Annotated in this window: 19 protein-coding genes and 1 pseudogene; 4 read left to right on the forward strand and 16 right to left on the reverse strand. The window is 64.3% G+C overall.

Annotated features, from left to right (window positions below; genetic code table 11):
* Positions 1 to 77: 77 nt before the first annotated feature.
* Positions 78 to 1,757 (forward strand): annotated as a pseudogene (locus PG892_RS16020) (FAD-linked oxidase C-terminal domain-containing protein); the annotation flags it as partial.
* 495 nt (positions 1,758 to 2,252) lie between these two features.
* Here the strand turns inward: PG892_RS16020 and PG892_RS16025 are convergent.
* The 3 genes from PG892_RS16025 to PG892_RS16035 all read right to left on the reverse strand — a co-directional run bounded on the left by PG892_RS16025 (position 2,253) and on the right by PG892_RS16035 (position 6,607).
* Positions 2,253 to 3,293, reverse strand: coding sequence for a lipocalin-like domain-containing protein (locus PG892_RS16025; protein WP_198497368.1), 1,041 nt, complete (start codon positions 3,291 to 3,293; stop codon positions 2,253 to 2,255).
* Positions 3,294 to 3,478: 185 nt separating this feature from the next.
* On the reverse strand, positions 3,479 to 5,905 hold the full coding sequence (locus PG892_RS16030) for an FtsX-like permease family protein (protein WP_223916574.1): 2,427 nt from the start codon (positions 5,903 to 5,905) through the stop codon (positions 3,479 to 3,481).
* Between the two features lie 21 nt (positions 5,906 to 5,926).
* The gene (locus PG892_RS16035) at positions 5,927 to 6,607 is read right to left on the reverse strand and encodes an ABC transporter ATP-binding protein (RefSeq protein ID WP_198497370.1); all 681 of its coding nucleotides are present in this window, start codon (positions 6,605 to 6,607) and stop codon (positions 5,927 to 5,929) included.
* Between the two features lie 152 nt (positions 6,608 to 6,759).
* Between PG892_RS16035 and PG892_RS16040 the strand changes: the two genes are divergently transcribed.
* The 3 genes from PG892_RS16040 to PG892_RS16050 all read left to right on the forward strand — a co-directional run bounded on the left by PG892_RS16040 (position 6,760) and on the right by PG892_RS16050 (position 9,393).
* Entirely contained in the window at positions 6,760 to 7,233 is a 474-nt protein-coding gene (locus PG892_RS16040) for a DUF4357 domain-containing protein (RefSeq protein WP_010674381.1), read from the forward strand.
* Between the two features lie 135 nt (positions 7,234 to 7,368).
* Positions 7,369 to 8,793: a sodium:proton antiporter NhaD gene (gene nhaD / locus PG892_RS16045; protein WP_113070427.1), complete on the forward strand. Its 1,425-nt coding sequence runs from the start codon at positions 7,369 to 7,371 to the stop codon at positions 8,791 to 8,793.
* 33 nt (positions 8,794 to 8,826) lie between these two features.
* Positions 8,827 to 9,393: a pyridoxamine 5'-phosphate oxidase family protein gene (locus tag PG892_RS16050; RefSeq protein ID WP_198497371.1), complete on the forward strand. Its 567-nt coding sequence runs from the start codon at positions 8,827 to 8,829 to the stop codon at positions 9,391 to 9,393.
* Positions 9,394 to 9,452: 59 nt separating this feature from the next.
* Here the strand turns inward: PG892_RS16050 and PG892_RS16055 are convergent, their stop codons facing one another.
* The 13 genes from PG892_RS16055 to PG892_RS16115 form a co-directional block, all read right to left on the reverse strand.
* The gene (locus PG892_RS16055; protein ID WP_049637007.1) at positions 9,453 to 10,649 is read right to left on the reverse strand and encodes a Bcr/CflA family multidrug efflux MFS transporter; all 1,197 of its coding nucleotides are present in this window, start codon (positions 10,647 to 10,649) and stop codon (positions 9,453 to 9,455) included.
* A gap of 52 nt (positions 10,650 to 10,701) precedes the next feature.
* On the reverse strand, positions 10,702 to 12,390 hold the full coding sequence (locus PG892_RS16060; protein ID WP_198497372.1) for a hypothetical protein: 1,689 nt from the start codon (positions 12,388 to 12,390) through the stop codon (positions 10,702 to 10,704).
* 69 nt (positions 12,391 to 12,459) lie between these two features.
* A complete protein-coding gene (locus PG892_RS16065; protein ID WP_198498044.1) occupies positions 12,460 to 13,722 on the reverse strand; it encodes a hypothetical protein in 1,263 nt (420 codons plus the stop codon).
* 106 nt (positions 13,723 to 13,828) lie between these two features.
* Complete coding sequence (locus PG892_RS16070; RefSeq protein ID WP_223916577.1) at positions 13,829 to 14,389, reverse strand: hypothetical protein; 561 nt, start codon at positions 14,387 to 14,389, stop codon at positions 13,829 to 13,831.
* A 28-nt stretch (positions 14,390 to 14,417) separates the two neighbouring features.
* Positions 14,418 to 15,842, reverse strand: a complete 1,425-nt coding sequence (locus PG892_RS16075; RefSeq protein WP_223916579.1) for an FAD-dependent oxidoreductase — start codon at positions 15,840 to 15,842, stop codon at positions 14,418 to 14,420.
* Between the two features lie 75 nt (positions 15,843 to 15,917).
* Positions 15,918 to 16,757 carry an FTR1 family iron permease gene (locus PG892_RS16080; protein ID WP_128296824.1) on the reverse strand — a complete coding sequence of 280 codons (840 nt, stop codon included), beginning with the start codon at positions 16,755 to 16,757 and terminating at the stop codon, positions 15,918 to 15,920.
* Positions 16,757 to 19,717 carry a YncE family protein gene (locus tag PG892_RS16085; protein ID WP_223916581.1) on the reverse strand — a complete coding sequence of 987 codons (2,961 nt, stop codon included), beginning with the start codon at positions 19,715 to 19,717 and terminating at the stop codon, positions 16,757 to 16,759. Before PG892_RS16085 ends, PG892_RS16080 begins: the two co-directional genes overlap by 1 nt.
* Before the next feature lie 4 nt (positions 19,718 to 19,721).
* Entirely contained in the window at positions 19,722 to 20,171 is a 450-nt protein-coding gene (locus PG892_RS16090) for a hypothetical protein (RefSeq protein WP_223916583.1), read from the reverse strand.
* 118 nt (positions 20,172 to 20,289) lie between these two features.
* Positions 20,290 to 20,781 (reverse strand): YqhA family protein, encoded by a 492-nt coding sequence (locus tag PG892_RS16095; protein WP_223916585.1) that lies wholly within the window; start codon positions 20,779 to 20,781, stop codon positions 20,290 to 20,292.
* Positions 20,782 to 20,863: 82 nt separating this feature from the next.
* Positions 20,864 to 21,565, reverse strand: coding sequence for a peptidase (locus PG892_RS16100; protein ID WP_010674394.1), 702 nt, complete (start codon positions 21,563 to 21,565; stop codon positions 20,864 to 20,866).
* A 31-nt stretch (positions 21,566 to 21,596) separates the two neighbouring features.
* Positions 21,597 to 22,397, reverse strand: coding sequence for a transglutaminase family protein (locus PG892_RS16105; protein ID WP_202014519.1), 801 nt, complete (start codon positions 22,395 to 22,397; stop codon positions 21,597 to 21,599).
* Positions 22,394 to 23,320 (reverse strand): alpha-E domain-containing protein, encoded by a 927-nt coding sequence (locus PG892_RS16110; protein ID WP_223916590.1) that lies wholly within the window; start codon positions 23,318 to 23,320, stop codon positions 22,394 to 22,396. Before PG892_RS16110 ends, PG892_RS16105 begins: the two co-directional genes overlap by 4 nt.
* Positions 23,314 to 24,750 carry a circularly permuted type 2 ATP-grasp protein gene (locus PG892_RS16115; RefSeq protein WP_216944122.1) on the reverse strand — a complete coding sequence of 479 codons (1,437 nt, stop codon included), beginning with the start codon at positions 24,748 to 24,750 and terminating at the stop codon, positions 23,314 to 23,316. The genes PG892_RS16110 and PG892_RS16115 overlap by 7 nt, the downstream gene beginning before the upstream one ends.
* Between the last annotated feature and the right edge of the window lie 375 nt (positions 24,751 to 25,125).

The raw sequence follows: 25,125 nt of genomic DNA on the forward strand, positions 1-25,125 counted from the left end.
TGCGCGAGCAGCTATCACCCAGTAATGGGAATCCCCCTCCTGTGACGCGAAGCGCTAAGGTGGGGGAGGATGTCAATCGCAAGGGGCTCTTCCCGGCGGTGGGGGCGGTGCGCACCACCGGCACCACCGTCATCATCGAGGATGTCGCCTTTCCCATCGAGCGTCTGGCCGAAGGGGTGGCGGGGCTGCAAGCCCTGTTCGATCGCTTCGAATACGGTGAAGCCATCATCTTTGGCCACGCGCTGGAGGGAAACCTGCACTTCGTTTTTACCCAGGGGTTCGAGGATCCGGCGCAGGTGGCCCGCTACGGCGCCTTTATGGATGCGGTGGCCGAACTGGTCGCGGTGCGCTTTGGCGGGTCGCTCAAGGCCGAGCATGGCACCGGCCGCAACATGGCCCCCTATGTGGAGCTGGAATGGGGGCCGGAGGGGATGGCGCTGATGCGCCGCATCAAGGCGCTGCTGGACCCCGATGGCCTGCTCAATCCCGGCGTCATCATCAACGATGACCCCAATGCCCACCTGACCCACCTCAAGCCCATGCCGGCGAGCGATGCCATCGTCGATCCGTGCATCGAGTGTGGCTTTTGCGAGGCGGTCTGCCCCTCGCGCACCCTGTCACTGTCGCCGCGCCAGCGCATCGTGCTCTATCGGGAGTTGTCACGCCGTGGTCGCAGCGGTGAAGTGGCAGGGGATCTTGCCCGGCTGTTTGACTATCAGGGGATTGAGACCTGTGCCGCCACCGGGCTGTGCGCCGATCGCTGCCCGGTGGGCATCAACACCGGCAGCCTGATCAAGAAGCTGCGCAGCGAAAAGTACCAGCGCTTCGTGCCCATCGCCCGCTGGAGCGCCGATCACTTCGCCGGCGTTACCCGCACCGCCCGTAGTGCGTTGGGCCTCAAATCCATTGCCGGCAAGCTTCTGGGAGACAAAGCGCTGGCGCGATTGGTGAACGGGGTTCGTCATCTGAGCGGCCAGCGCACACCCGCCTGGCTGCCCACCCTGCCGGGGCCGAGCCGCTACCGGTGGCCGCAAGGGGAGGGGAGCAATGACGAAACAAGGGATCGCGCTGTGGTCTATCTACCCTCCTGCGCGAGCCGGGTATTTGGCCAGCAGGAGGAAGCCCCGTCACTGCCGGACGTGGTGCAATCCTTGCTCAATAAAGCGGGCTGCCGAGTCATAGTGCCGGCGAGAGTTGAGGGGCTCTGCTGCGGCATGCCCTATGACAGCAAGGGGATGGTCGAGGTGGCCGCAGCCAAGCGCAGTGAGCTGGCCGAGGCCCTGTGGCAGGCAAGCGAGCAGGGGCGCTGGCCCGTGCTGCTCGACACCAGCCCCTGCGTGCAGCGGTTGCTCTCGGGGGCGCTCGGCAAGGGCCTTCGGGTGTTCGAGCCCTCCGCTTTTGTGCTGGAACACCTGCTGCCCCACCTTGAGCTGACCCCCATCGATGAGACCGTCATGCTCCATATCACCTGCAGCAGCCGGCGCATGGGGCTGGGGGATAAGATGCTGGCGGTGGCCCGCGCCTGTGCCCGCGAGGTGATCGTGCCAGAGCATATCCAGTGCTGCGGCTTTGCCGGTGACAAGGGGTTGATGACCCCGGAGCTCAACGCCGCGGCGCTTGCCAGCCTGCCCGCCCAGGTTCCCAACGATTGCCGTCAGGGTTTCAGCAACAGCCGCACCTGCGAAATGGGGCTCAGCCAGCACGCTGGCATTCCCTATCACAGCATCCTCTATCTGGTGGATCAGGCGGCGAGATAGGGAAACAAAACGGCAGGATAACTATCCTGCCGTTGTTGGATACGCCAAACGCTTGGGGCACTCTCCCCAGAAGCGGCTGCGCGCCATTGTCAGAGCCTGCATAGATAAAACGGATTATCCCATTCCTGCCGAATTGTGTACGTCAAGCCCCTGCCGGTGAACAGTTATCGCAGGTGTTGGTGCAACTGGGCGAACTAGGGAGGGTGAGAACAAGTACCCTCCACAACAAAACTGAAAATTTTAGTCGATTTGATTCAAATGCTTACAAAGGCGTATTTTTGTACTTGGTGACTTATTCGCACCTTCCTTAGCGAAGCGTAATCGGATTTCGCGAATTTTTCTTGGCCTTATAAACCGATGGTAGAAATCATATGCAACAAGGCAATAAAGGGGCCAGTTGGAGATGGTATCAAACAGCCGTCAGTCTGTTGAGTGAAAACTCACCCAGTGAATGGAATTTGAATGATTTTTTGAAGCTGATCAGATTTCAAAGTATCAATATCCCGTCATCTCCAGATAGCCGACGCCCTTGGCATCTCCCGAGACGGATACCGCCCCCTCCCAGTAGTCAAAGCGTCCCGTCATGGCCTGATTAGGCTGTCGAGCCTGAATACGGAGGTTGAGATCCCCGGCCTTAAGTTGCCACTCGACGGGGTAGGGCTGCCCCTTGGGGCCGCGCCAGGTCTTGCCGGGGGTGAGGTGGATCTGCGCAGGATCCAGCACCCGGCTGCTGCCATCCCGTTCAATCAGGATGCCGTAGCGGTTTTCAGGCTCAGTGTGGCCCGCTTTGGTGCGCAGGCGAAACAGCATCAACTCGCGCCCATCGTCAAACTGGAGCGAAAACCAGTCCCAGCCCGATTGCCACTGGGCCAATACCGAGCTGCTCCACTCGTGATCGAACCACCCCTCACCGCTGACGTTGCGGATCTCGCCATCCAGGGTCAGGGTGCCGCTGATGGTCAGGCGCGGGTAGGAGTAGTAGAAGGAGGCATTGCCCGGGCTCTTCTCGCTGTAACCCGCTTTGCCTTGTAGTACCGCGGGCTTGGCGGCGCTCACCTTCACATCAAGATCCCCCGCCTTGCTCTGCACCTTGAGGGTGGCAGGAAAAAGCGTCTCTCCTTGAGAGGTAAGCCGCCACTCTTTCAGCCAATACTGACCGCCACTGGCACCGGCGAGCCCAGGCCCCTGGCGGCTGGTGCGCTCGTCCTGCTGGTGGCGGCCTTTGCTCACATCCGTGATGGCGAACTGGGCCAACCAGAGCTGGGGGGTGAGCCAGGGGTTGTCGGATGTTATCTCCTGCTCGATGCCTTGGCGAAACAGGGTCCACTGCATGCCGTAGCCGCGCCCTTGCTCGTCTTTGAGGTTGCCGGTGAGATACCACCATTCGGAGCGGTAGTCGGGGTGGGCAGCGTGATCTGCGGGCAGGAGGATGGATTGACCCGGCAGAGCCTTTTTGAAGTGATTGCTACCGCCACCCAGGATGCTCCCCAGATCGCTGGCCTGCGCGTGGCCGCTTATGGCAACAAGCGGGATCAAGAGGGCTGCAAGCCACAGGGACCGTAAAGAGGACAAGATCCCCCTCACCCTGGCCCTCTCCCGAAGGGAGAGGGGATGGTTCGCGATAGCTCTGTGCGCTTCTCTGCGCTGAATCAAGTGCGGTGATAGAGATCTGGTCAATGGGAACGTCAAGCCATGGCCGAGCCAGTGCGCCAACCAATCTTTCATACCACTCTCCTTGCGGCGTACCAGGAGGCGAGCGCGCCACAGACGGGGGCGAGCAGGAGCGCCGTGACGGCGTGCAGGGGGGCGGCCTCGAAGGCGAGCCGCCAGCCAAAGGCGCGGGGGTTGACCACCTCAATCAGCACCCAGGCAAGGCCATAGCCCACCGGCAGTGCCAGGATCGCCGTGAGCAGCCCGAGGCCTGCCCCTTGCCACACCAGCAGCCGGCGGCAGTGGCGGGGGCTCAGGCCAAGGCTCTGCAGGGTCTGCAACTCGCCGCGCCGGGCCAGCCCCAGCACCATAAAGGCCGAGCCGATGCCGACGAAGGCGATCCCCAGGATCAGCAACTTCAATAGTTCGGTCACCACAAAGGTCTGATCGAACACCCTGAGGGCGGCGGCGTGGATGGCGGGGGCGGGCAACAGGTTCACCTGCTCGCCAAACTGGCTCCTGAGCCTGTCACCAAGGTGCTCGGGATCCGGGCTGAAGAGGGCAAGGGATTGCACCTTGCCCCCTTCGAAGGCGTGCAGTATCTGCCCCTTGTCGCTGCCGTAATCCTGATAGACGCCGGTGACGGTGAAAGCCCTCGGTCCCCCTTCGCTGGTTACCTCGAGGCGCTGGCCCACCCTGACCCCGAGGCGCACCGTCAGCGGTTCGCTCGCCAGCACCTCGTCGGGAGCAGCGGGCCAGCGCCCGGCCAGCAGGGGATAGGCGGCTTTGAGCTCGGGGATAAAGTCCATCTGCGCCCACTCGATGGGCTGCCCCTGCCAGCGGGCGGGGAGCACGGCGCGGCGGGAGGCGGCGCGCACATCTGGCGAGGCGAGGATGGTGTTGAGGGTCTGCTCGCCGAGGGCGCCCCTGCTGCCGGCCACCCCCTTGGGAGCGGTGACGTAGAGATCGGCGGCCAGGCGCTGGCCGAGCCAGATCTCCACGCTCGAGCGAAAGCTCGACACCATGACCCCGATGCCGATGGCTGCGGCGATGGCCAGTTGCAGCGCCATCACCGCGATGGCGGTGCGATCCAGGTGATAGAGGGTTTCTGCCACCCCGAGCCGGGCGGTGAGGGGGCCGCGTGCACGCAGCCGCCCCAGCAAGGAGCGAAGGGCATCGGGCAGCAGGAGGGCCATGGCGAGCAGCCAGCCTCCGGCCACGAAGAGGGCGCCGCCAAGGCCGGTTTCTGGCCGCCATAGACACAGGGCGCACAGCAGCAGGATGGCGATGGCAAGGCCCCGGCGTTGCCAGGGGTGAGCCGGTGGGCGACTGTTGCCCTCTCGCAGCGCAAGGGGGGATTGGCGCAGCAGTTGCCACCAGCCGGGCAGGTTGGCGGCAAGCATCCCCAGAAGGCCAATCACCAGCGCCTTGCCAAGGCTCGTCGGGGAGAGGCGCAGCAGGTCGATGGGGTTGGGGCCATAAAGATCGGCCAGCGCCTGGGTGAGCTGCCCCATCAGGGCGAGGGCCAGCAGGCTGCCCAGCAGCAGCCCGAGCAGGGTGCCGATGCTGGCGAGGATCACAAGCTCCAGCATGAGCCAGCCAAGCACCCGGCGCGGCGGCATCCCGAGGATGATGAGCTGGGCGAGCAGGGGGCGGCGCACGCTCTGCACGAAGCGCTGGGCGTTGAACACCAAAAACAATCCCACCGCCATGGCGAGCAGGGAGAGGGCGGTAAGGTTCAGCGCCAGCGCATCCCCGAGCTGGCTGGCATCGAGCGCCGGGCTGATGGGCTCAAGCCAGAGGGGCTGATGGGGGGCATAGGATTGCAGGGCCGCCTGCAGGGCTCTTTGCAAGGTATTGGCCTCTTGCTCACTGAGTTTGAAGACGATGCGATCCAGTCTGCCTTCCTTGCCAAGCAGGGGCTGGGCGAGGCCGATGTCGGTCACCAGCAGCCGCTCCATGGGGACGGCGCCGGGCTCGAAGGTGCCCGCCAGGGTCAGAGTCAGGGGGCGTTGCCCCTCATCCCCCAGCACAAAGGTTCGCGACTGGCCCGCTTGCCAGTCAAGGCGCCTCGCCTCGGGGGCGGCCAGCCAGACGCTGTCGGCGCGATTCAACGAGACATCGGGTTGGCTGTCTGGCGCATCGCCAAAGAGGCGGCGCAGGGGGCCGGGGTTGAAGAGATCCATCCCCAGCAACTGGAAGCTGCGCCCCTGCTCGTCCTTGAGCCAGGCGTGAAGCTCTGGCATGGCGTCAAGGTTCGGCTGGCTTCGCACCAGCCTCACGTAGACTTGCTCATCCAGGCCACCCTGGGGGGCCAGGCGGTAGTTGGCCTCCCCGGCGAGCTGGCTGCGGGCGGCGACGAAGTTGGTGCGGGCGCTGTGGTTCAAGAGCTCGATGGCCACCACCAGGGTGACCCCGAGGGTGAGCCCGGCCAGGCTCATCAAGAGCAACCAGGGGTGAGCGCGATAGAGGCGCAGCAGCGCCATGAGCGGCAACATCAGCAGGCCCCCCGGCAGACGTCAGCCATGGCGGCGCCCCTTGAGCTCGACCAGCTGCCCCCCTTCAAGGCGCAGCACCCGATCCGCCAGGTCGCCATAGCCCGGGTTGTGGCTCACCAGCAAGAGACCGGCGCCGGTATCGCGCACCGCCGCCATCATCAGGGCCATCACCTGCTCGGCGTTGTGTTCATCAAGACTCCCGGTGGGTTCGTCGGCGAGCAGCCAACGGGGCTGATGAATGAGGGCGCGGGCCAGCGCCACCCGCTGGCGCTGGCCGCCGGAGAGCTGTTCCGGCCAGGCGTGGCGTTTGTGGCTCATGCCAAGGCGCGCGAGCAGGGCATCGAGGCGCCCATCGTCCTGGGGCAGGTTGTTTATCTGAAGGGGCAGGGCGAGGTTCTCGGCCACGGTCAGGGTCGGCAGCAGGTTGAAATCCTGATAGACGATGCCGAAATGGCGGCCACGCAGGCGGGCCCGCTCGTCTGTCGGCAGGGTGTCGAGGCGGGTCTCTTCCAGCCAGATCTCCCCCTCGTCCGGGGCGATGAGACCGGCGATGAGGTTGAGCAGGGTGGACTTGCCACAGCCGCTTTGCCCCAGCAGCAGGCAGGTTTCCCCCGGGGTGAGGGCGAGATCCAGCCCCTCAAACAGGGGGAGCATCTCGCCGCCGTTGGCGAAGCGTTTACTGAGGTTGCGCAGGCTAAGCATGGGATAACCGTTTGATGGTCAATGGCTTTCACAATGTCCGTCACTATGCCAGTTAGTGATCGCGCCTGCAAAAGGGATGGGGATCCTCGCTGGATCCCGCTCGCCTGAGGTGGTTAGAATAGGGCCTTCCATGGGTCACAGGATGAGCAAGGATGTTACACAAGCAAGTCAGTTTTATCGTCGACAGCAAGGGCGTCAAGCAGGCTGCCGTGGTCCCCATCGATATCTACAACGAGCTGATGACCCTGCAAAAGGCCCTCTCCGACAACAAGCCGGGGGAGCGCGAGCTCTACCACTTCAACGGCAAGGGGGCAGAGGCCCATGGTTATCCGGTGGGCAAGCGGCAAAACCCCGGTTTCATGGTCCAGGCGGGCTCCACTGCCAACGGCGAGGATGCGGCCTCCCTGCGCGAGGCGGTGATCGAGCTGCGCCAGGAGCTGCTGGGCAAGGGGGTACTCGTTCCCCACCCCGAAGGGGGTTTCATCTTTACCGCCGATCAGCTCTTCAACAGCCCGAGCCTGGCCGCGAGCCTGGTGGCGGGCAACAACCGAAGCGGGCTGGATGCCTGGCAAAACAGCGCAGGCTACACCCTCAAGCAATCGGGTTTTGGCAAGAAGACCTCCTGATGACGGGGCCCGGCAACGGGCCTCGCTCATGTTTGCCTGAGAGCCCGCGGCGGGCCGCTCATCAGGATGACAAGGAGGGCGGCTTCCCTTTGCGCTGCTAGCCTCAATGCCAGACGCCTGCCAGGAGATGCCGCCATGTCTGGACTCCTTCGCCTCGTGCCCGGGGCGGCCCTGCTCAGTGCCCCCGCCGCTGCGGGCAACGGCCCCCTCGATCTGACCCACAGCGGGGTCGGGCTCTTCGCCCTCGCCATCTTCGCCCTGGCTTATGCCCTGGTGATGGCCGAGGAGTACCTGAAGCTGCGAAAGTCCAAGCCGGTGCTGGTGGCCGCCGGCATCATCTGGATAGCCATCGGCCTGGTCTATACGGGGCAGGGGCAAAGCGAGCTGGTTCAGGCCGGTTTTCGGCACAACCTGCTGGAGTATGCCGAGCTGATGCTCTTCTTGCTGGTGGCCATGACCTATGTGAACGCCATGGAGGACAGGCTGCTGTTCGCCGTGCTGCGGGTACGCCTGGTGCAGGCGGGATTCAGCCTGCGTACGCTCTTCTGGCTCACCGGTTTTCTCGCCTTTTTCATCTCCCCCGTGGTGGACAACCTCACCACGGCGCTGCTGATGTGCTCAGTGGTCCTCAACGTGGCCAACGGGGAGCGCCGCTTCATCAACCTGGCCTGCATCAACATCGTCGTGGCGGCCAATGCGGGCGGCGCCTTCAGCCCCTTTGGCGACATCACCACCCTGATGGTGTGGCAGGCGGGCAAGGTGCCGTTCCAGCAGTTCTTGCTGCTCTTCATCCCCGCCCTGCTCAACTTCCTGGTGCCGGCCACCCTGATGAGCCTGATGGTGCCCCGTCTGGTGCCCGCCATGCCGGGCGAGATGGTGGTGCCAAGGCGCGGCGCCGTTGTCATCGTGCTGCTCTTTGTGCTCACCATAGTGACCGCCGTCGCCTGCCATCACTTCCTGGGGTTGCCCCCCGTGCTCGGCATGATGATGGGGCTGGGCTACCTGCAATTTTTCAGTTTCTATCTGCGAAAGACCCAGCCCGTTACCCTGGCCCGGGCACGGGCGCTGTATGAGCGCACCGGGGACGAGGCCAGGCTGCTGCGTCTGGGCTCGGTGGTGCCGTTCGATGTGTTCAACAAGATTGCCAAGGCGGAGTGGGACACCCTGCTCTTCTTCTACGGGGTGGTGATGTGCGTCGGCGGCCTCGGGTTTATGGGGTATCTGGCGCTTGCCTCCCATTTCCTCTACGACGGCGGCGATCCGACCCTGGCCAACGTCGCCATCGGCCTGCTCTCCGCCCTGATCGACAACATTCCGGTGATGTTCGCCGTGCTCTCCATGGAGCCGCAGATGAGCACGGGGCAGTGGCTGCTGGTGACATTGACCACCGGGGTGGGGGGCAGTCTGCTCTCGGTCGGCTCCGCCGCCGGGGTGGCCCTGATGGGGCAGGCCAGGGGCATGTATACCTTCGTCGGGCACCTCAAGTGGTTGCCTGCCATTTTGCTTGGTTATATGGTCGGCGTAGGGGCGCACCTGTGGCTCAACAGCGCCCTGTTTTAGGCAACCCGGTTCCAGGCACCAGGGAGAGGCAGGATGGGACAACTGTTCGAGGCGCTTTTGCCGCGCCATGTCACCTTTATCGAGGGGCAGAAGATCTTCTTTGTCGGTACGGCAGCCGCGAAGGGATCGGTCAATCTCTCCCCCAAGGGCGGGGATTCGCTGCGCGTCCTCGATGCCCACACCCTGGCCTGGCTCAACCTGACCGGCAGCGGCAACGAGTCCGCAGCCCAGGTGCTGCAACAGCCGCGCATGACGGTGATGTTCTGCGCCTTCGAGGGGGCGCCGCTTATTCTGCGGGCCTATGGCCAGGCACGGGTGCTGCACCGCACTGATCCGCAGTGGCCGTCGTTGCTGGCGCTGTTCCCCCCAAGTGTCGTGGCTCGCCAGATCTTCCTGCTGAACATTGAACGGGTCCAGACGTCGTGCGGCATGTCGGTGCCCCTGTTTGACTATCAGGGAGACAGGGAGGATCTTGCCAACTGGTCGGCACGCCAGGGGCAGGAGGGGATAGAGGCCTACTGGCGCAAGAAGAACCAGCTAAGCCTGGATGGGCTGGAGAGCGAGATCCTGGCGCGCAGCGGGTTGCAGGCCGATGACTGAGGCCTGCGCCCCGATGCAAGAAGCCCTGTCCATGGACAGGGCTTTTTCATTGCAGGGCATCAGGGGACGCGCTTGCCGCTCAGCAGCCAGTAACTGAGGGCCGACCCCAGGCCGCAACCGGCGATGGCGATGGCCATGGGGAGCGGCGATTCGGGGGGATTGAGGTTGACCAGCACCCCCACCAGTGCCCCAAGGCCAAAGCGCAGGGTGCCCGCCAGCGCCGAGGCGGTGCCTGCGGACTGAGGGAAGTGGCCCATCAGGCCGGTCATGGCGTTGGCCCCCACCAGGCTGATGTGGCCGACGAAGAGCACCACAGGGATGACGATGCCCCACAGGCCGCCGGTCTGGCTCCAGGCGTTGTAGATGAGCAGGGCCCCGGCGAGCGGCAGCACGGTCAGGCCGTATCGCAGCATGCGTTCGGCACCCACCCCTTTCACCAGCCGGCTGTTGGCGAAGGTGACCACCATCATCAGCAGGATGTTGAGACCAAAGAGCCAGCCGTAGTGCTCGGTCGGCACCTTGAAATACTCGATGTAGACATAGGGGGAGGCGCTCAGGAAGGCGAACATGCCGGAGCTCGACAGGGCGCCGCACAGCACATAGCCCATGGCACCACGGTGGGAGAGCACTCCCCAGTAGTTGCGAAGCACCTGCCCGAGTCGCAGGGGCTGCTTGTGCTCGGGTTTGAGGGTTTCCTCAATCTTCCACTGCATCACCAGGCAGATGAGCAGGCTGATGACCACCAGCAGCCAGAAGATCACCCGCCAGTCGCTGTGAGCACTGATGTACCCCCCCACCACGGGGGCCACCAGGGGGGCGAGGGTCATCACCAGGATGACGAAGGACATGGCGCGGGAAAACGCATCCTTCTCGAACAGGTCGCGCAGCAGGGCGTTGACCACCACCGAGCCAGCCGCCCCGCCAGCGGCTTGCAACATGCGCCAGGCGAGGAGCTCAGGCAGGGAGTCCGCCATGGCGCAGCCCACGGAGGCCACGGCAAACATCGTCAGGCCCGCCAGGATCACCGGCTTTCTGCCGAAGCTGTCGGCGAGCGGCCCGTAAAAGAGCTGGCCGATGGCAAAGCCCCCCAGGAAGGCGCTGATGGTGAGCTGGGCGCCGTCGATGCTGGTAGCCAGATCCCGGGCGATGGCGGGAATGGCGGGCAGATACATGTCCACCGCGAGGGGAGTCAGGCCCGCCAGGGCGCCGAGCAGGATGAAGAGGAAACGGGGGGAGAGGGAGCTGGCTTGGGGCATAGGGTATCCGAGTCGTGGGCTGGGCCGGGTTAAGAGGCAGGTGTTGAGTCTATCAGTTTTGGCGGGCGCGATCAGGTGCATCCTGCCCGATGCCCTTTTGTCTGGTGTGGCGCCAGAGCAGCCAGAGCCAGGCAAGCCATCCGAGCAGGGAGAGGGCATTGCCGGTGCGCTCCGGCCAGCGTGCCGCCAGGGTCAGGGTGAGGTTGTGGTGGCCCGCCGGAACCCAGAGTTGCATCAACCCCTGGCGATTGGCGCTCACTGTCAGCGTCAGGTGCCCGTCGAGGCGGGCCTCCCAGCCGGGGTAATGGTATTGGTGCAGGACCAGCCGGGTCGGCACCCGGGCCTTGACCTCCAGCGCCAGGGCGCGGGGTTGCCAGCGGGTCAGGGTCCAGCTTGCGCCTGGCGGTTCGGCGCTGACAGGCGGCTGGAACTCCTCCTTCCAGGCGAGCAGGGTCGGGGCGAACATGCCCCCCGGCACCTGCCTTGGCCTGTATTCCCGGGCACTGCGCTTGCTGTCGAACTCGAATGCCATGGCCTCCTGTTCGGGGGCCTGGGTGAGGGGGGCGTGATGCACATAGGCCAGGGTGGAGAGGAGGGTCAGCAGAAATACTCCCCACCAGAGTCCCTGCCAGAGACGATGGGGCTGGGTGCCGAGCGCCACCACGGCGACCGTGGCAAGGGCGAGCACCAGGTTGAGCCGCCAGGGAAACTGCACCCGCTGCAAGGGGGGAAGCAGGCTCCAGAGAGGCTGGCTCGGGGGCAGCATCATCAGGAAGGCGACGACGCCGATCGCCCCCCAGCACAGCAGCTCGGGGTGGCGTGGCTCCCGGGCGGCTGCCCAGGCGATGAGCAGCAGGACCAGGGTCAGCATGCTCTGCCACGCCAGGTGACCGCGAAAACGCCAGTCCTCCCAGGCGCTGGGCAGGCGGTCGAGAAAGTTGCGCCTGTAGTCGAACATGCCGCCACGCATCAGCTCCATGGAGATGGCCCCCTGATCCGCCAGGGCGGGCAGCAGCAGGGCGGCAGCCATGCAAAGCCCCATACCCTGGGCGCCGAGGGCTTGCCAGCAGGGCGTCAGAGTGCGGGTGCGTCTGGCGAACCAGAAGGCTCGCAAGGTGACCAACCCCATCATGAGCAAGAGGCTGGGGAGGTGGGAGAAGGCCAGCAGCGCCAGCCCCAGGATCAGCAGGGGCAACCCCTGAGGTCGTCCGCGGTGGGCGAGATCCTGCCCCAGCAGGATAAGGGGAGCCCAGGCGAAGACCCAGAACTCCGCCAGGGCGAAGCGGGCATAGAGATCCATGGCGACATGATAGGGCAGCGCCAGATAGAGCAGGCTGGCGGCCAGGGCCCGGCCAGGGGGCGTGGTGGCACGCCGCCACAGATAGGCAAACACCCCGGAGAGCAGCAGGGCCAGGGTGGCGCTGCCAAGCAAAGGGTAGATGGCCTGCTGGGGGTGGGCACCGGGCCCGGCAAAGAGGGCGCTGACGTAGTAGGGGAGCGGGGGATAGAAGAAGAAGGTGGGGCTGCCGAAGCCGCCGTTCATGGCCATCAGCCAGCGGGGATAGAGTTCCCCCTGCCAGAGCTGACGGGCAAAGTAGTGGCCGGAGAGCAGGTGATGAAACAGATCGTGTCCCTGGCTGCCCCCCTGCCACCAGAGCGGCAGCATCAGCAGGGCGCAGGCCAGCAACAGGGCCAGCGCGACCCGTATCCCCTCCCCGGTTCCGCTCGTGTTTCTTTCCATTGCACTGGTTCCTGACAGACCCGGCTGTGAGTGTAGACGAGTCGTGCGATGCCCTCGCAAGTGCCCGGTTTAGCGAGGCAGGGCGAGCCAGAGGCCGGGTTCGGCGTGAAAGCGGGGGGCAAACCAGAGGGTGTCATAAGGGCCTGGTAGCGCCTCTGCCCCCAGGGGGCGGCGGCTGAGGCGGCAGGCCCCCTGGGTGAGCGCAAGGGCGGCATCCCCCCGGTACCAGCCGTCGGTGACGGGCAGGGTTGTGGTTTCCCTAAGCAGCCTCACTCCCCACTGGGTCACCAGCGCCGGGCAGTTTTTTTCGGCGACCCTGGCCGCCTGCACCATGGCGGATGGACGGGCTGGGGTGAGGGTCACCGCGAGCAGCAGCAATCCGGCCAACGCGACCTGCCCAACTCCTCGGCGTGGCAGCCAGCCTGCCAGCAGCACGATACCGAGCAGGGTGATGGGCGCAAGATGGCGGGGATTGTCCGGATTCTGGCCAAACAGGGTCCACAGCAGCAGAACGAGCCAGTAGAGGGGCCAGAGCACGGAGGGGGCTGGATTGTGATCCTTTGAGCGTTGCCAGAGTGGCAGTATCAGAAAGGCTCCCATCAAGAGGGGCCAGAGCGGGGTGAGCTGATCGTTGAAGGTATTCGCCCAGCTCAGCAGTCGATCCCCGTGGGCTGCCGCCGTGTTGCCCCAGAGGGTAAAGTGGCCGTCGGTAAAGCGCCGCCCCTCGGCAAAATAGGCCCAGCCGTCGGCCTGCCAGACAAACAGCAGGCAGGCTAGCCCTACCAGCGCGATGGGGAGCACAAATCTGACGCGGTTGCCCTGCTGCGCCATCCCAAGCCAAAGGGGCAGCAGGGTCAGCACGAAGTAGGAGGGACGCAGCGCCAGCATGAGGCCCAGCAGCAGACCCGCCAGCGCTATCTTGCGTTGCTGCAAGGCCAAGAGTGTGCCGAGCCAGGCGGCCAGCGCCGGCCCGTCGGACAGGCCGGAGAGTGCCAGGGTCGGGGTGAGCGGCAGGGCTAGTACCAGCAGCCAGACCGGCGCCAGCAGGCTGGGCCGCTGCCACAATCTGACCGCGAGGGAGGCGGCGAGTGGCGCCAGCAAGCTGCTCCCCAAGAGGCTGGCCCACTGCACCGCGCGGGCCGGCTCGTCCACCGCCAGATTGATCAGCCGCGCCAGCCAGATAAAGGCGGGGTAGCCCGGAAAGTGGGGGGAGAACTCCAGCACGCTGAAGCGCACCACCCCGTGGGCGAAGTTGAGGGCATCGTCGGAATCGAGCGCCACGGGGAAGGTCAGCAGCCAGCCAAGCCAGGCCAGTTGCAGCAGGATCAGCAAGTAGGGTCGATTGGCGAAGCGTAATCGGCCGTGGCGACGCCCCCCTTCTCCCCTTGCGGGAGAAGGGGTGGGGATGAGGGGGGCCGTCGTCATCGATGAGAGGTCATCAAAGCGGCGCCAGCACGGTCATCAGCGCTTTTTCGGCATCGCTAAAGGCAGCGGCATCGGCAGGTTTGGCACCCACGCCGAACACTCCCGGGTTGCCGATGGCATCGAGCACCTTGGCCAGCGCCTGTTCGGCGGCCTTGCGATCCCCTTCACTGAGGGAGGGAAGGATCAAATCGAGGAAGCGCTTGCTCTTGACCACCAGCACCTTGGCGGTCTGGTAGTCGCCAAGGTTCTGGCTGGCCCCCTCAAGGCGGCGCTCGATCTCCGCCTTGTAGGCCCGGTTGAGCAGGGCGGCGGTAGCTGCGGCGTCTTTGGCCTTGATGGCGGCGGCCAGCGGTGCTTGCAGCTTCACCTTGTGGTGCTCTTCCAGATAGGTCAGCTCCTCGGCAATCTCGCTCAAGGTGGCACTGGCATCCTTGCCGTCAGTGGCGGCGCCCAGCAGCGCCTCGCGGGCATCGATCAGCGGCTCCTTGCCGGCGGCGGCGTAGGAGTAAGCCTGCGCCTGACCGCTCAGGGTCAGCAGCAGGATGAAGGCAAGTAAACCCGGGCGGATGGTCATCCTCTTCTCCTTGTTTATGGCGCGGCACTCAGGCCACGCTCTGGGTTTCAATGACGGTATTTTCGTTGCGATGATTGAAGATGGCGTGACGTCTGTCCACCCCGTCGATCACCATGTCTGCGGCCATCATCCCCATCTCCATGGCGGTGTCGGTGAAGATGTAGCGGAATGTCCCCTGACGGCCGGTCATGATGAGGTTGGTGATCGGCATCAGCGCCTGGATGGCGTCGTTGCGGCGGGCCTGATAACCCAGATCCATCAGCGGATAGGCGTATTCACTGCGCGCTTCGAATGTCTCATCGCCGAGCTTCTGGGTATCGACGCCGAGGCTGTCGAGATCGGCGGTGACCCGACCGCGCAGATCAGAGAGCGGTGCCTGCCAGGTGGCATCCCCCGGATTGCAGGGGATTTCCAGCATCACGGAGGTTTGCCCCTGAGGCGCCATAAAGGGGCTGCGCCGGCGCGGCTCCTGCAGACGGGTCGCCAGAATATGGGGGTCGGAGAGGTACTGCCAGGTGTTGTCCGACAGGTTCTCCTGTTTGAGGGGCATATTGACGAAGCGAAGCGACCGGTAGTGGAGATCGCACGGCAAGCCCAGATGCTGGCAGGTGAGCGGCAGCGGCAGGGTGGAGATCACCTGATCAAATCGCTCGCTCTGTTCAACGTCATCTTGTGACCAATACACCCGTTCGATGCGGCCATCAGCCTGCTCGAGACGGGTGATGGTGGCGCCGGTTTTGAGCAGGGCCCCTTCGGCAACCAGCCGCTCCCCCAAGGTGGTGAAGATCTGGCCGAAGCCGTACTTGGGATAGCGGTATTTGCGGGCATAGGTGCGCACCGACATGCTGCCGTTGCGCCTTGGCAGCAGGCGGCGTGCCACGTCTTTGAGATCGATCAGGCTGATGCGCTGGCCGGCCCAGTCGGCGGAGAGCTTGTCCGGGTTGATGCCCCACAGCTTGCCGGTGTAGCCCTCGAAGAACTGGCGGTAGAGGGTGCGACCGAAGTGGCTCTGGATCCACTCGGCAAAGCTCGCCTTGGCAAAATCGGTGGGCTTCTTGGCAAAGGGCAACAGCAGCAGATCCTTCACCGCACCGGCCATCAGGGCCAGCGGCGCCGTCTTGAGCAGGTTGGGCAGGTTCAAAGGGTAGTCATAGGTGCGCCCGCCAAAGCGGATGACGCTCTTGCGCTCGGCGTGGAGCAGGTCGTCCCCCATCAGCTCGTCGATAAAGGCGAGCAGCTCGGGGTTCTTGGTGATGAAGCGGTGGCCGCCGTAGTCGAAGCGATACTCGCCGTCGCGCCCCTTGAAGGTCTGGGTGGCGCACATGCCGCCGACGACCGGCTCCTGCTCGAACAGGGTGACCGCAAAACCGGCCTGGCGCAGGCGCCAGGCGGCCATCAGACCGGCAGGGCCGGCGCCCAGCACCGCAATGTGCTTCTTGTTATTGTCGTTCATGAGTGTTCCGAAACGGCGTGATAGCTGGGGGAGCCCGCCTGTGCGCGGCTCCCGAACAGAGTGTGATCCCCGGGCTCAGCCCCTGGTCGGGGCGGCGCTCCCCTGGGGGCGATAGTTGCGATGCCAGAGGGTGACAAAGATCATGAGGTAGCAGGCCCAGGTCAGCAACTGCAGGCCGGCCGGTGAGGCGTTGTAGCCAAACAGGGCGCGCAGGAAGGTGCCGAATACCCCCTGATCGTCGAGGATGTGGCTGATGTTGAAGACCGGCGTGGTCCAGAAGGTGATGACGTCCGCTGCCTGCAACATGTTGACGGCGGACGAGAGCAAGCCTGCGGCGATGATGATGATGAGCAGGCCGGTCCAGCGGAAGAAGGGGGCCAGCGCCACCTTGCGGGTGGAGCGCAGCAGCCCCCACACCAGCACCACAGAGACCAGCAGCCCCGCCAGCGCCCCCATCAGCCCCTGGTGCAGATCCACCCCTTGCCCGGAGTAGACCAGGGCCGAGAAGAAGAGCACGGTTTCAAAGCCTTCGCGCATCACCGCCAGAAAGGCGAGCAGCACCAGACCAAACAGGTTGCCACCGTCGATGGCGGCATCGATGCGCGCCGTCATGGCCCCCACCTGGGATTTGGCCTGTTTTTGCATCCAGATAGCCATATAGGTGAGCACCAGGGTGGCAAAAATCAGGATCCCCGCCATCAGCAAATGGTTGTAGCGCTCGCTCTCGAACTGGCTCACCACCACCTGGAACAGGAAGGCGATGACAAGGGAGGCGACAAGACCGAGGCCCACCCCCAGATAGATGAACTTGTTGTAGCGGCTCGCCCCCAGCTTGGCGAGGTAGGAGAGGCAGATGCCGACCAGCAGGAAGGCTTCCAGCCCCTCGCGCAGGGTAATGAGAAAACTTGCGAACATCAGTATTGAGGCTCCGTATCGGGCGTGAGGGGGAGGGGCTGCAGGGTCAGTTGCAGCCGATTGAGTTGCACTATGGGTGGCTCCGGCAAGCTCGGCTCGGCGGCGCGCACCGCATCATTGACCCACTTGGGGTAGGTGCGGAAATTGAGTTTGATATCGGCCTTGAAGGGCCCCTGAGCATCCGCCGGCAGCGGCCAGGCTTCATCGCGCCAGCCATCGGCCGGGATGCGGGTGTCTTCAATGAGCTTGGCGTAGCGCCAGAACTTGAGCCCCACCGGCTTGCCCTCGGCATCGCCAAACACCTTTCTAAATAGCCGTGCATCCTCAGGGACGGCGCCGTTCACCGGCTGGCCGCTTTCAAGCACCAGCTTGCCGCTGGCGTCGGTGACGGTCAGCTCCAGCCAGAGTTCACGGAAATCGGCGACACCGGTGGGCAGGGCGTGGCCGGCGCCGGTATTGGCGACTCTCACTACCAGCGCGGGCTGGCCACTCTGGTTTTCAATGCGGGCCGAGAGGGTGGCGCTGGAGCGCAAGAGCGCCAGGCTCTCCTGCTCGAGGGTTGCACTTCTCAGCCCCACCAGCTGATGCTGGGCACCGGTAAAGTTGTGGCGATAGAGCCGCTCTTTCACGGTGCCGTTTTCGGTGGACTGGCCCGCCACCGGCGCGCCGCCATTGCCCGGCTCGGGGTTCATATGGCAGTCGATGCAGGTGCGCCGTTTGGCGGGATCTTCGGCCTTGGCGAAGCTGGATTTTTCCCACTCGTCCCAGGTGTTGACGATATTGGCGCCGGTGCCCGGGGCAAACTCGTTGTGGCACGACTTGCACAGGGCCGCGTCCCGGTAGAAATCCTTCTGGTAGGAGGCCTTGTGCATGGCGGGGCGGGCGTTGATCTGCCGCTCCGCCAGCCAGTGCTGGAGGCTGCCACCGGCGGCATCCTCGAACACATAGCTCTCGCGGTCTTTCAAATTGACCGTAAAGGCGCTGTTGCCGCCTGCATCCTCGAGCTTGGTGATGCGATGGCAGAGCACACAGCTGGTGCCTTCCTCAACCACAGGTTCACCCGCCTTGTGGGCGGCAATGAGCGAGGCTCCGCCCTGCTCGAACATGTGAGAGCCCTTGGGCAGATCAGTCTGGCCGTTCATCACCTGCTGGGGCATGTGGCAGCCCTGGCACCACTGGCCGAAGGCTTCGCCCTCGGTTTCGCGGGCCAGTGCCTGCACCACCTTGTAGTAGGGGTGGGAGTTACCCATCAGCCGGTGGTTGCTCTCGCTCCAGTCCTTGAACGCCTGTTGGTGGCAGTTCTGGCAGGAGGCGGAGTTGAGCCACTCTTTCGGGTGGGTGGTCGGCGCCTTGGCAGGATCCGTGCGCGGGGCATCGAGCCTGAGCCAGTTGGCCAGATAGGGGAGGTTGCCGTCACTGGTGACGAAGGCGTGCAGATCCTCCATCATCGCCTGCACCTCGGGCTGGGGCCTCGCGGGGTCAACCGCATCGGCCCCATCGCGGGTGTCATGACCCATGCCGCCCTGGGTCTGCTGGGTCATGCGCAGGTATTCGCCGATAAAGTCCCCCGCCACCATGTTGGCGAGGTTGGCGTGGCCGTTGATGGCGTTGTCGCCGCTCTTCTGGCGATGGGCCGCCATCAGATAGCGGTTGGTGAAGTTGAACCCGTCCAGATGGCAGGAGTTGCAGCTCATCCAGTTGTCCCCCGCCATGGGGAAGCGGCTGTTGGCGGCGGTATTACCCAGGTTGAACAACCGCTCGCCGCGCTTGAGCGCTGCGGGGCGGGGATCGGTCTCTACCAGCTTGGCGAAGTGGGGCACATCGACGGTGACCCGGGCAAACGGGCCGCTGCCGCCGCTACTGAGACGGGTGAGATCCTGCCCCATGACGTTGTGGACCAGGATGTGGTCGCCATCGATCAGCAGATCGCGCGGATTCTGGCCCGGCAGGTGACGCAATAGCTGGGTCGCCTTGGCGCCCCCCTGAAACTTCTTGCGGCGGTGGCGGTTGCTGTTCTGCTTGCCGCTGCGCGACAGGTCGAACACCAGCAAGTCTTCGGAACCCGCCAGGGTCAGGTAGACCCGCTTGCCATCGGCGGCGAAGCGCGCCGTGAAAGGGTTGGAGACGATCTGGCTGCGGTTGCCGACGCTGGGCAGGTTGATCTGCAAGAAGAGCTGTTTTCTTTCATCGACCCGCTCCTTCTCTTCATCGAGATCGATGATGGAGACGGCCGGGAAGACGGTGCTCTGAAACTGGAAGGGGTGATCGAAACTCCAGAGCACGTGGGGCAGCCAGGCTTCGCTGCCATCGGGGGAGAGGGCGATGCCGTCCAGCAGGCGCGGCAAGCCCTGGGAGTCGCTGGGGGTATCGCTGTGGGTTTCCGCCAGGGTGATGAGCTTGGGCTTGGGGAGGGTAGCGCCCTTCTCAAGTTTGGCGAGATCATAGATGGCGAGCTGGCCTGTCATGGCGTGGGTGAGCAGCAGGCGATCATTGTCGGTCAAGGCCAGTCCGCGCGGGGTTTCGGCAGTGGCCACATCCAGCTGCAGGTTGCCCGCCCTGTCATAGGCCTGCAGGCGCCCTCCCTCGAACAGCGTGACCCAGAACCACTGCCTCTTGGCATCGAAGATGACCCCGTAGGGTCTATGGCCGGTGGGGATCACCTTTTCCAGCTCGAGTTCATCATCCAGCAGCAGCAGGCGATCGCCACGGTAGTCAGTGACCAGCAGGGGGCCATTATCGGCGCGGGCCAGCTGGCGCAGGTCGCCCCCCAGCTGCACCTCGTTGAGGCGCTTGCCAGTGCCCCGCTCGAGCAGGGTGACGGAGCCGGCACTCTGGTTGGCGGTGACGAGGCGCGGGGCGCTCCCCTCGTCATAGGCAATCATGGCGGCGCCCATCTCCCGGGCCGAGGCGGTCCCCAGCAGCAGGGCGGCCAACATCAGGGATAACAACAACTTCAACATAAGATCAGGTGCGCCATTTCAAGATGGTCCAGCGCCAGGCGTGGCGCAGCACCAGGGGCGTCAACGCGAGGGCGCTCAGCCAGTGGGCCCAGCTGGCAAGGTTGCCGAGGCTGTCCCCCGGGGTGCCGTGCAGCACCAGCACCAGGCCGCTGGCCAGACAGACCAGCAGCAAGGCTTCGATGATGCGCCCCGTGGTGCGCAGAAAAGGCTTGCGGCTCTTGCGCAGCAGGCTGCGATGGGAGAACCAGAAGGCGCCAAACAGCAAGGGGAACAGGGTGAGCGAGAGGGCGACGTGCAAAAACAGGTTCCAGCGCGCCAGGGACCAGGTCGGCGTCAGGGGTTCCCACAGCAGCAGACCGGAGAAAAACATCAGATAAAGGGCACCCTCGGCCGCCTGATGGTGATAGGCCAGCCACTGCCAGCAGTGTCGTGGTGAGAGGGAAAGACTCGTCATGGGTGCTCCAGCTCCCGGGCGGTTCAGCCCGGGGCGAGCAAGTTTACAATGCAGTAAGGGTAATGAAAAGAGTTATCAATTCGGCTCTTGATGAATAGACCCTGAATGGCGCCGGGCCCTATTTGTGCTCCGCCAGCCGCTCGGTCACCGCATAGATCAGTGCCGCGGTGGAGAAGGCGAGGAAGACGATGACCGACCACTTCATCTCGATCTCGTTGCCGGTGCCGGTGCCGTCGTCGAGGAAGGCTTTGAGCACCTCGATGCCGGCGATGGTCACCAGGGAGTTGATGACGATGAGCTTGAGGGACGCGAAGTTGATCTTGCTGAGCCAGTTGTCGCCAAGGGCTGCTCGCTGCTCCGGGGTCTTGATGAACTGCACGTAGCCGCAGATGGCCACCAGGATCAGCATCTGGGCCACCAGCACGAAGTCCACCAGGGTGAGTACCCCCGTGATGAGATCCAGATAGTGGATGTCGATGATGTCGCGGCACAGCACATAGAGCTGCATGGCGAACTTCACCATCAGGAGGGCGACACAGATAAGGATGCAGACATAGAAGGGGAACATCATCAACCGGCTGCCGTTGAGCATGACGTTGAAGCGGCGCATGGGAAACTCCATCGAAAAGGAAGGCAGCCAGAATATCCGGAAAGAAAGGAGCGGGAAAGCGCCTTGGCGCCTCCCGCCCGGCCTAGAGGGGGAAGGTGGGAAGGCCCTGGAACAACTGCTGCAACCCCTCGCCCCAGGCCTTTCGCAGCGCCACGAAATGGGGGTTCTGTTCGGTGATGCGGTGCTGGTTCGTCGCCGAGAAGCTGCCCTCGTGATAGACCAGGGCATCCAGAGGCAAGCCCACCGACAGATTGCTGCGCAGGGTCGAGTCGATGGAGATGAGGGCGCACTGCAGGGCGGTCTGAAGCGGCGTCTCATGGTGAATGATGCGATCGATGATGGGTTTGCCGTACTTGCTCTCACCAATCTGGAAGTAGGGGGTGTCGGCGCTCGCCTCGATGAAGTTGCCCTCCGGATAGATGTGGAACAGGCGGTGGCGCTCCCCCCGGATCTGCCCCCCCAGCAGGATGTTGCAGCCGAAGTTGATATGGCCCTGCTGCTGACCCCCATCCCGGCTGATGACGGTGCGTATGGTCTGGCCGATGAGGGCGGCAGCCTCGTAGAGGCTGGGGAGGGCAAGGAGCTCCTGCCCCTCCGTCAGCAGGCTGATGACGCTCTGGGTGGTGGCCAGATTGCCGGCGCTTTGCAGCACTATCACCCTGTCCTCCCGGGTGAAGAGGTGCAATTTGCGGAAGGTGGCGATGTGATCCACCCCCGCATTGGTGCGCGAATCGGACGCAAACACCATGCCGTCTTGCAGGCACATGGCGACGCAATAGGTCATGACCGCGCTCCCGCCAGGACTCTCCCGGTCTTCATTGCTGCTGTCCATCCAGGCGGGTCACCTGGGCCTGGCTCTGCAACTGTTCGCACCCGCCGCCATAGCGCACGCCGCGCACCGGACAGGCATCCAGATAATCCATGCCGACTGCGAGCTTGAGGTGCTCACTGGTGGAGCTGGTGAGGTTGGTGACGTCGAACGTGTGCCAGCGCTCCTCGATCCACACCTCGGCCCAGGCGTGCATCGCCACGTGGCTGTTGTCCTGGCTGTAAAGGTAACCGCTCACGTACCGTGCCGGCAGGCCGGCGTGGCGGCAGCAGGTCAGGAAGACATGGGTGTGGTCCTGACAGACGCCGCTGCCCGAAGCAAGTGCCTCGTCGGCGCTGAAGGTGGCATCCGTGCTGCCAGGTTGATAGGGCATCAGCACCAGGATGCGTGCCATCAGGCTCTGCAAGTCGGCCAGGGTCGGAGCCTCTGGCAGGCAGGTCTTCGCGAGATCCTGCAGGGCCGGGGTCGGGCGGGTGAGGGGGGTGGGCCTCAGGTAGCTCAAGGGAGAGATGAGGGAGGACTCCTCATCTTCCGGGGCGTCGTCGCAGATCTCCACCTCCCCGTGGGCGCGGATCAGGATCCCCTCGTGGGGGGACTCCAGGCTCAGCACGTGCAGTATGTTGCCGTAACCGTCCGTGGTGCAGGTGGCCTCCCCCGGCAGCTCCAGCTCCCAGGAGAGGATCTGCTGGCGGGCCGTGCTGTGGGGGGTCAGGCGCAGGTACTGGGTACTACGGCGCACCACGTCGGCATAGTGGTAGCGGGTCTGGTGATCGATGATGAGTCTCATAATACCTCCAGGTAGGCGGCGTGGATGCTCTGGCCGATGGCGCCGATGTCGCTGAGGAAATCACTCAGGTACGCCTGCATGCCGAGGGCAAAGACATCGTCGATGGCGCCATAGGTCAGATGGGCGTTGAGTATGGTGGTCAGGCGCCGGGGCGTCTGACCGGCGTTGCCCTCGATCTGGGCAAGGATCAGCTCCATCTCGTCGAGGCAGGCCCGCAGGGAGCGCGGCACTTCATTGCGCAGGATCAGCAGCTCGGCGATGGAGGCGTGGGAGAGCGTCTTGTAGAGGGTCTGGTGGGCCTCGTAAGCACCCACTGACCGCAACAGGGCGTTCCAGCGGTAGAACTCGTGCACGCTGTCCTCGTCCTCCCGGATCACCTGATACTTCACGGTCAGGATGCGTGCCGTGTTGTCGGCCCGCTCGATGAAGGTGCCAAGGCGCAGGAACCAGAGCACGTCACCGCGCATGATGGTGCCATAGGTGGCGCCGCGAAACTGGTGGGAGCGTTCCTTGATCCAGTCGAAGAACTCCTGGGCCTGGCCGCTGGATAGCCCCGCCTTGCGGCGCCTGCGTATCTCTATCCAGGCGGCGTTGATGCTCTCCCACACCTCACCGGGGATCTTGCCCCGCACGGCGTGGGCGTTGTCCCTGGCCATGCGCAGACAGCTGAAGATGCTGCTCGGGTTCTCCTCGTCGAAGCAGAAAAATTGCAGCAGGTTCTCCATGTTCACCTGGCCGTAGCGGGCCAGGAAGGGCTCGTGAGTGCCGCTGATGGTGAGGGGCGCCACCAGCTCGCTGTGATCGGCGTCGATGGAGGGCATCAGCGACATGGTCTGGGTGACGTCCAGCATGCGCGCCGTGTTCTCCGCCCGCTCCAGGTGGCGGGACATCCAGTAAAGTTCGCTTGCGGTGCGGCTCAGCATGGGCTGCCCTCCATGACCCAGGTGTCCTTGGTGCCACCACCCTGGGAGGAGTTGACCACCAGGGAGCCTTCGGTGAGGGCGACCCGGGTCAGGCCGCCCGGTACCAGGCGCAGCTCCTGCCCCGTGAGAACGAAGGGGCGCAGATCGATGTGGCGAGGGGCGATGCCGGCGTCGACGAAGGTCGGGCAGGTAGAGAGGGAGAGGGTCGGCTGGGCGATGTAGTTGTCCGGCCGCGCCTTGAGCAGCTCGCGAAAACGGGCCAGCTCCTCGCGACTGGCGCAGGGGCCGATAAGCATGCCGTAGCCGCCGGCGCCATGGACCTCCTTGACCACCAGCTCCTCCAGATTGGCCAGCACGTGGGAGAGGGCAGCCGGCTCGCGGCACTGCCAGGTGGGCACGTTGTTGAGAATGGGATCTTCCCCCAGATAGAAGCGGATCATCTCTGGCACATAGGGGTAGATGGACTTGTCATCCGCCACCCCGGTGCCGATGGCATTGGCCAGCACCACGCCGCCGGCGCGGTAGACCGAGAGCAGCCCGGGCACGCCGATGAGGGAGTCCGGGTTGAAGGCGAGGGGATCGAGGAAGTCGTCGTCGATGCGGCGATAGATGACATCCACCCTTTTCAGCCCCGTGGTGGTGCGCATCAGCACCTGGCCATCCTTGACCACCAGATCCGCGCTCTCCACCAGCTCCACCCCCATCTGCTGGGCGAGGAAGCTGTGCTCGAAGTAGGCGCTGTTGAAGCGTCCTGGAGTCATCACCACCACGCAGGGGTTGTCCACCGGGCTGCTCTCGCGCAGGGTCTGCAGCAACAGGGCCGGGTAGCGCTCCACCGGGGCGATGGGCTGGTTGTGAAACAGCTCCGGGAAGAGGCGCATCATCATCTTGCGGTTCTCCAGCATGTAGGAGACCCCGGAGGGGGTGCGCAGGTTGTCCTCCAGCACATAGTACTCACCGTCGTGGTTGCGGATGATGTCGACCCCGGTGATGTGGACATAGGTGTCCCGGTGCAGGTCGACCCCCTGCATGCAGGGCTGGTACTGGGCATTGGTGAGGATCTGGGCGGCCGGGATCACCCCCGCCTTCAGGATGCGCTGATCGTGATAGATGTCGTGCAGAAAGGCATTGAGGGCGGTGACGCGCTGGCGGATCCCCTTGTCCAGATGCTGCCACTCCCGGGCGGGAATGATGCGGGGAATGCTGTCGAACGGGATGAGGCGCTCGGCGCCGTCCCCATCCCCGTAGACGTTGAAGGTGATGCCGACCCGGCGAAACAGCAGGTCGGCCTCTTCACGCTTGAGTTCTATGCTTTTCTCGTCGGTCTGGTGCAGCCACGAGAGGTAGGCGTGGTAATGATCGCGAAACTGGTTGTCGGTGAGCAGCATCTCGTCGTAACAACCGGGTCCGGGGGGCTTGATGGGTAGCATAGGCAACTCCTTGTGACGTCCCTGCGTACATCACAAAGTGCAAGGGCTGTGCCAGCCAATTGAGTCGCTATGAAGGCCAGTGTCAGTAATTTTTCATTGAAAAATCATATGGATGACTTTTATGTCATCACGGGGCAAGGCAGGGCGCACCAGAGTGGTACCCCATAGAGGGTAAGCCTGCGCCATCTTGTGGCAACAGGCCATGAGGGCAAGGGACGGGCGCATCGGGATGCGGGGGCGGAAGGCGAACGCCCTTGCCCCGAGGTGGGGCAGGGGGTAAGAAAGAACCCGGCCGATGGCCGCAATGCTGATCAGTTAAGGATCCATTGACCGATCCTTCTGCTGTAGGACAATCCGGAACCAATCACTGGTTCC

It is taken from the genome of Aeromonas sp. QDB68, assembly GCF_027707405.1.
GTDB lineage: Bacteria > Pseudomonadota > Gammaproteobacteria > Enterobacterales > Aeromonadaceae > Aeromonas > Aeromonas caviae.

What these genes read in the sequence shown, in the direction of transcription:
- PG892_RS16030 (WP_223916574.1), bottom strand. Translation starts at nt 5,905, where the DNA reads ATGTTGCCGCTCATGGCGCTGCTGCGCCTCTATCGCGCTCACCCCTGG.
- PG892_RS16035 (WP_198497370.1), bottom strand. Translation starts at nt 6,607, where the DNA reads ATGCTTAGCCTGCGCAACCTCAGTAAACGCTTCGCCAACGGCGGCGAG.
- PG892_RS16040 (WP_010674381.1), top strand. Translation starts at nt 6,760, where the DNA reads ATGTTACACAAGCAAGTCAGTTTTATCGTCGACAGCAAGGGCGTCAAG.
- nhaD (WP_113070427.1), top strand. Translation starts at nt 7,369, where the DNA reads ATGTCTGGACTCCTTCGCCTCGTGCCCGGGGCGGCCCTGCTCAGTGCC.
- PG892_RS16050 (WP_198497371.1), top strand. Translation starts at nt 8,827, where the DNA reads ATGGGACAACTGTTCGAGGCGCTTTTGCCGCGCCATGTCACCTTTATC.
- PG892_RS16055 (WP_049637007.1), bottom strand. Translation starts at nt 10,649, where the DNA reads ATGCCCCAAGCCAGCTCCCTCTCCCCCCGTTTCCTCTTCATCCTGCTC.
- PG892_RS16060 (WP_198497372.1), bottom strand. Translation starts at nt 12,390, where the DNA reads ATGGAAAGAAACACGAGCGGAACCGGGGAGGGGATACGGGTCGCGCTG.
- PG892_RS16070 (WP_223916577.1), bottom strand. Translation starts at nt 14,389, where the DNA reads ATGACCATCCGCCCGGGTTTACTTGCCTTCATCCTGCTGCTGACCCTG.
- PG892_RS16075 (WP_223916579.1), bottom strand. Translation starts at nt 15,842, where the DNA reads ATGAACGACAATAACAAGAAGCACATTGCGGTGCTGGGCGCCGGCCCT.
- PG892_RS16080 (WP_128296824.1), bottom strand. Translation starts at nt 16,757, where the DNA reads ATGTTCGCAAGTTTTCTCATTACCCTGCGCGAGGGGCTGGAAGCCTTC.
- PG892_RS16085 (WP_223916581.1), bottom strand. Translation starts at nt 19,717, where the DNA reads ATGTTGAAGTTGTTGTTATCCCTGATGTTGGCCGCCCTGCTGCTGGGG.
- PG892_RS16090 (WP_223916583.1), bottom strand. Translation starts at nt 20,171, where the DNA reads ATGACGAGTCTTTCCCTCTCACCACGACACTGCTGGCAGTGGCTGGCC.
- PG892_RS16095 (WP_223916585.1), bottom strand. Translation starts at nt 20,781, where the DNA reads ATGCGCCGCTTCAACGTCATGCTCAACGGCAGCCGGTTGATGATGTTC.
- PG892_RS16100 (WP_010674394.1), bottom strand. Translation starts at nt 21,565, where the DNA reads ATGACCTATTGCGTCGCCATGTGCCTGCAAGACGGCATGGTGTTTGCG.
- PG892_RS16105 (WP_202014519.1), bottom strand. Translation starts at nt 22,397, where the DNA reads ATGAGACTCATCATCGATCACCAGACCCGCTACCACTATGCCGACGTG.
- PG892_RS16110 (WP_223916590.1), bottom strand. Translation starts at nt 23,320, where the DNA reads ATGCTGAGCCGCACCGCAAGCGAACTTTACTGGATGTCCCGCCACCTG.
- PG892_RS16115 (WP_216944122.1), bottom strand. Translation starts at nt 24,750, where the DNA reads ATGCTACCCATCAAGCCCCCCGGACCCGGTTGTTACGACGAGATGCTG.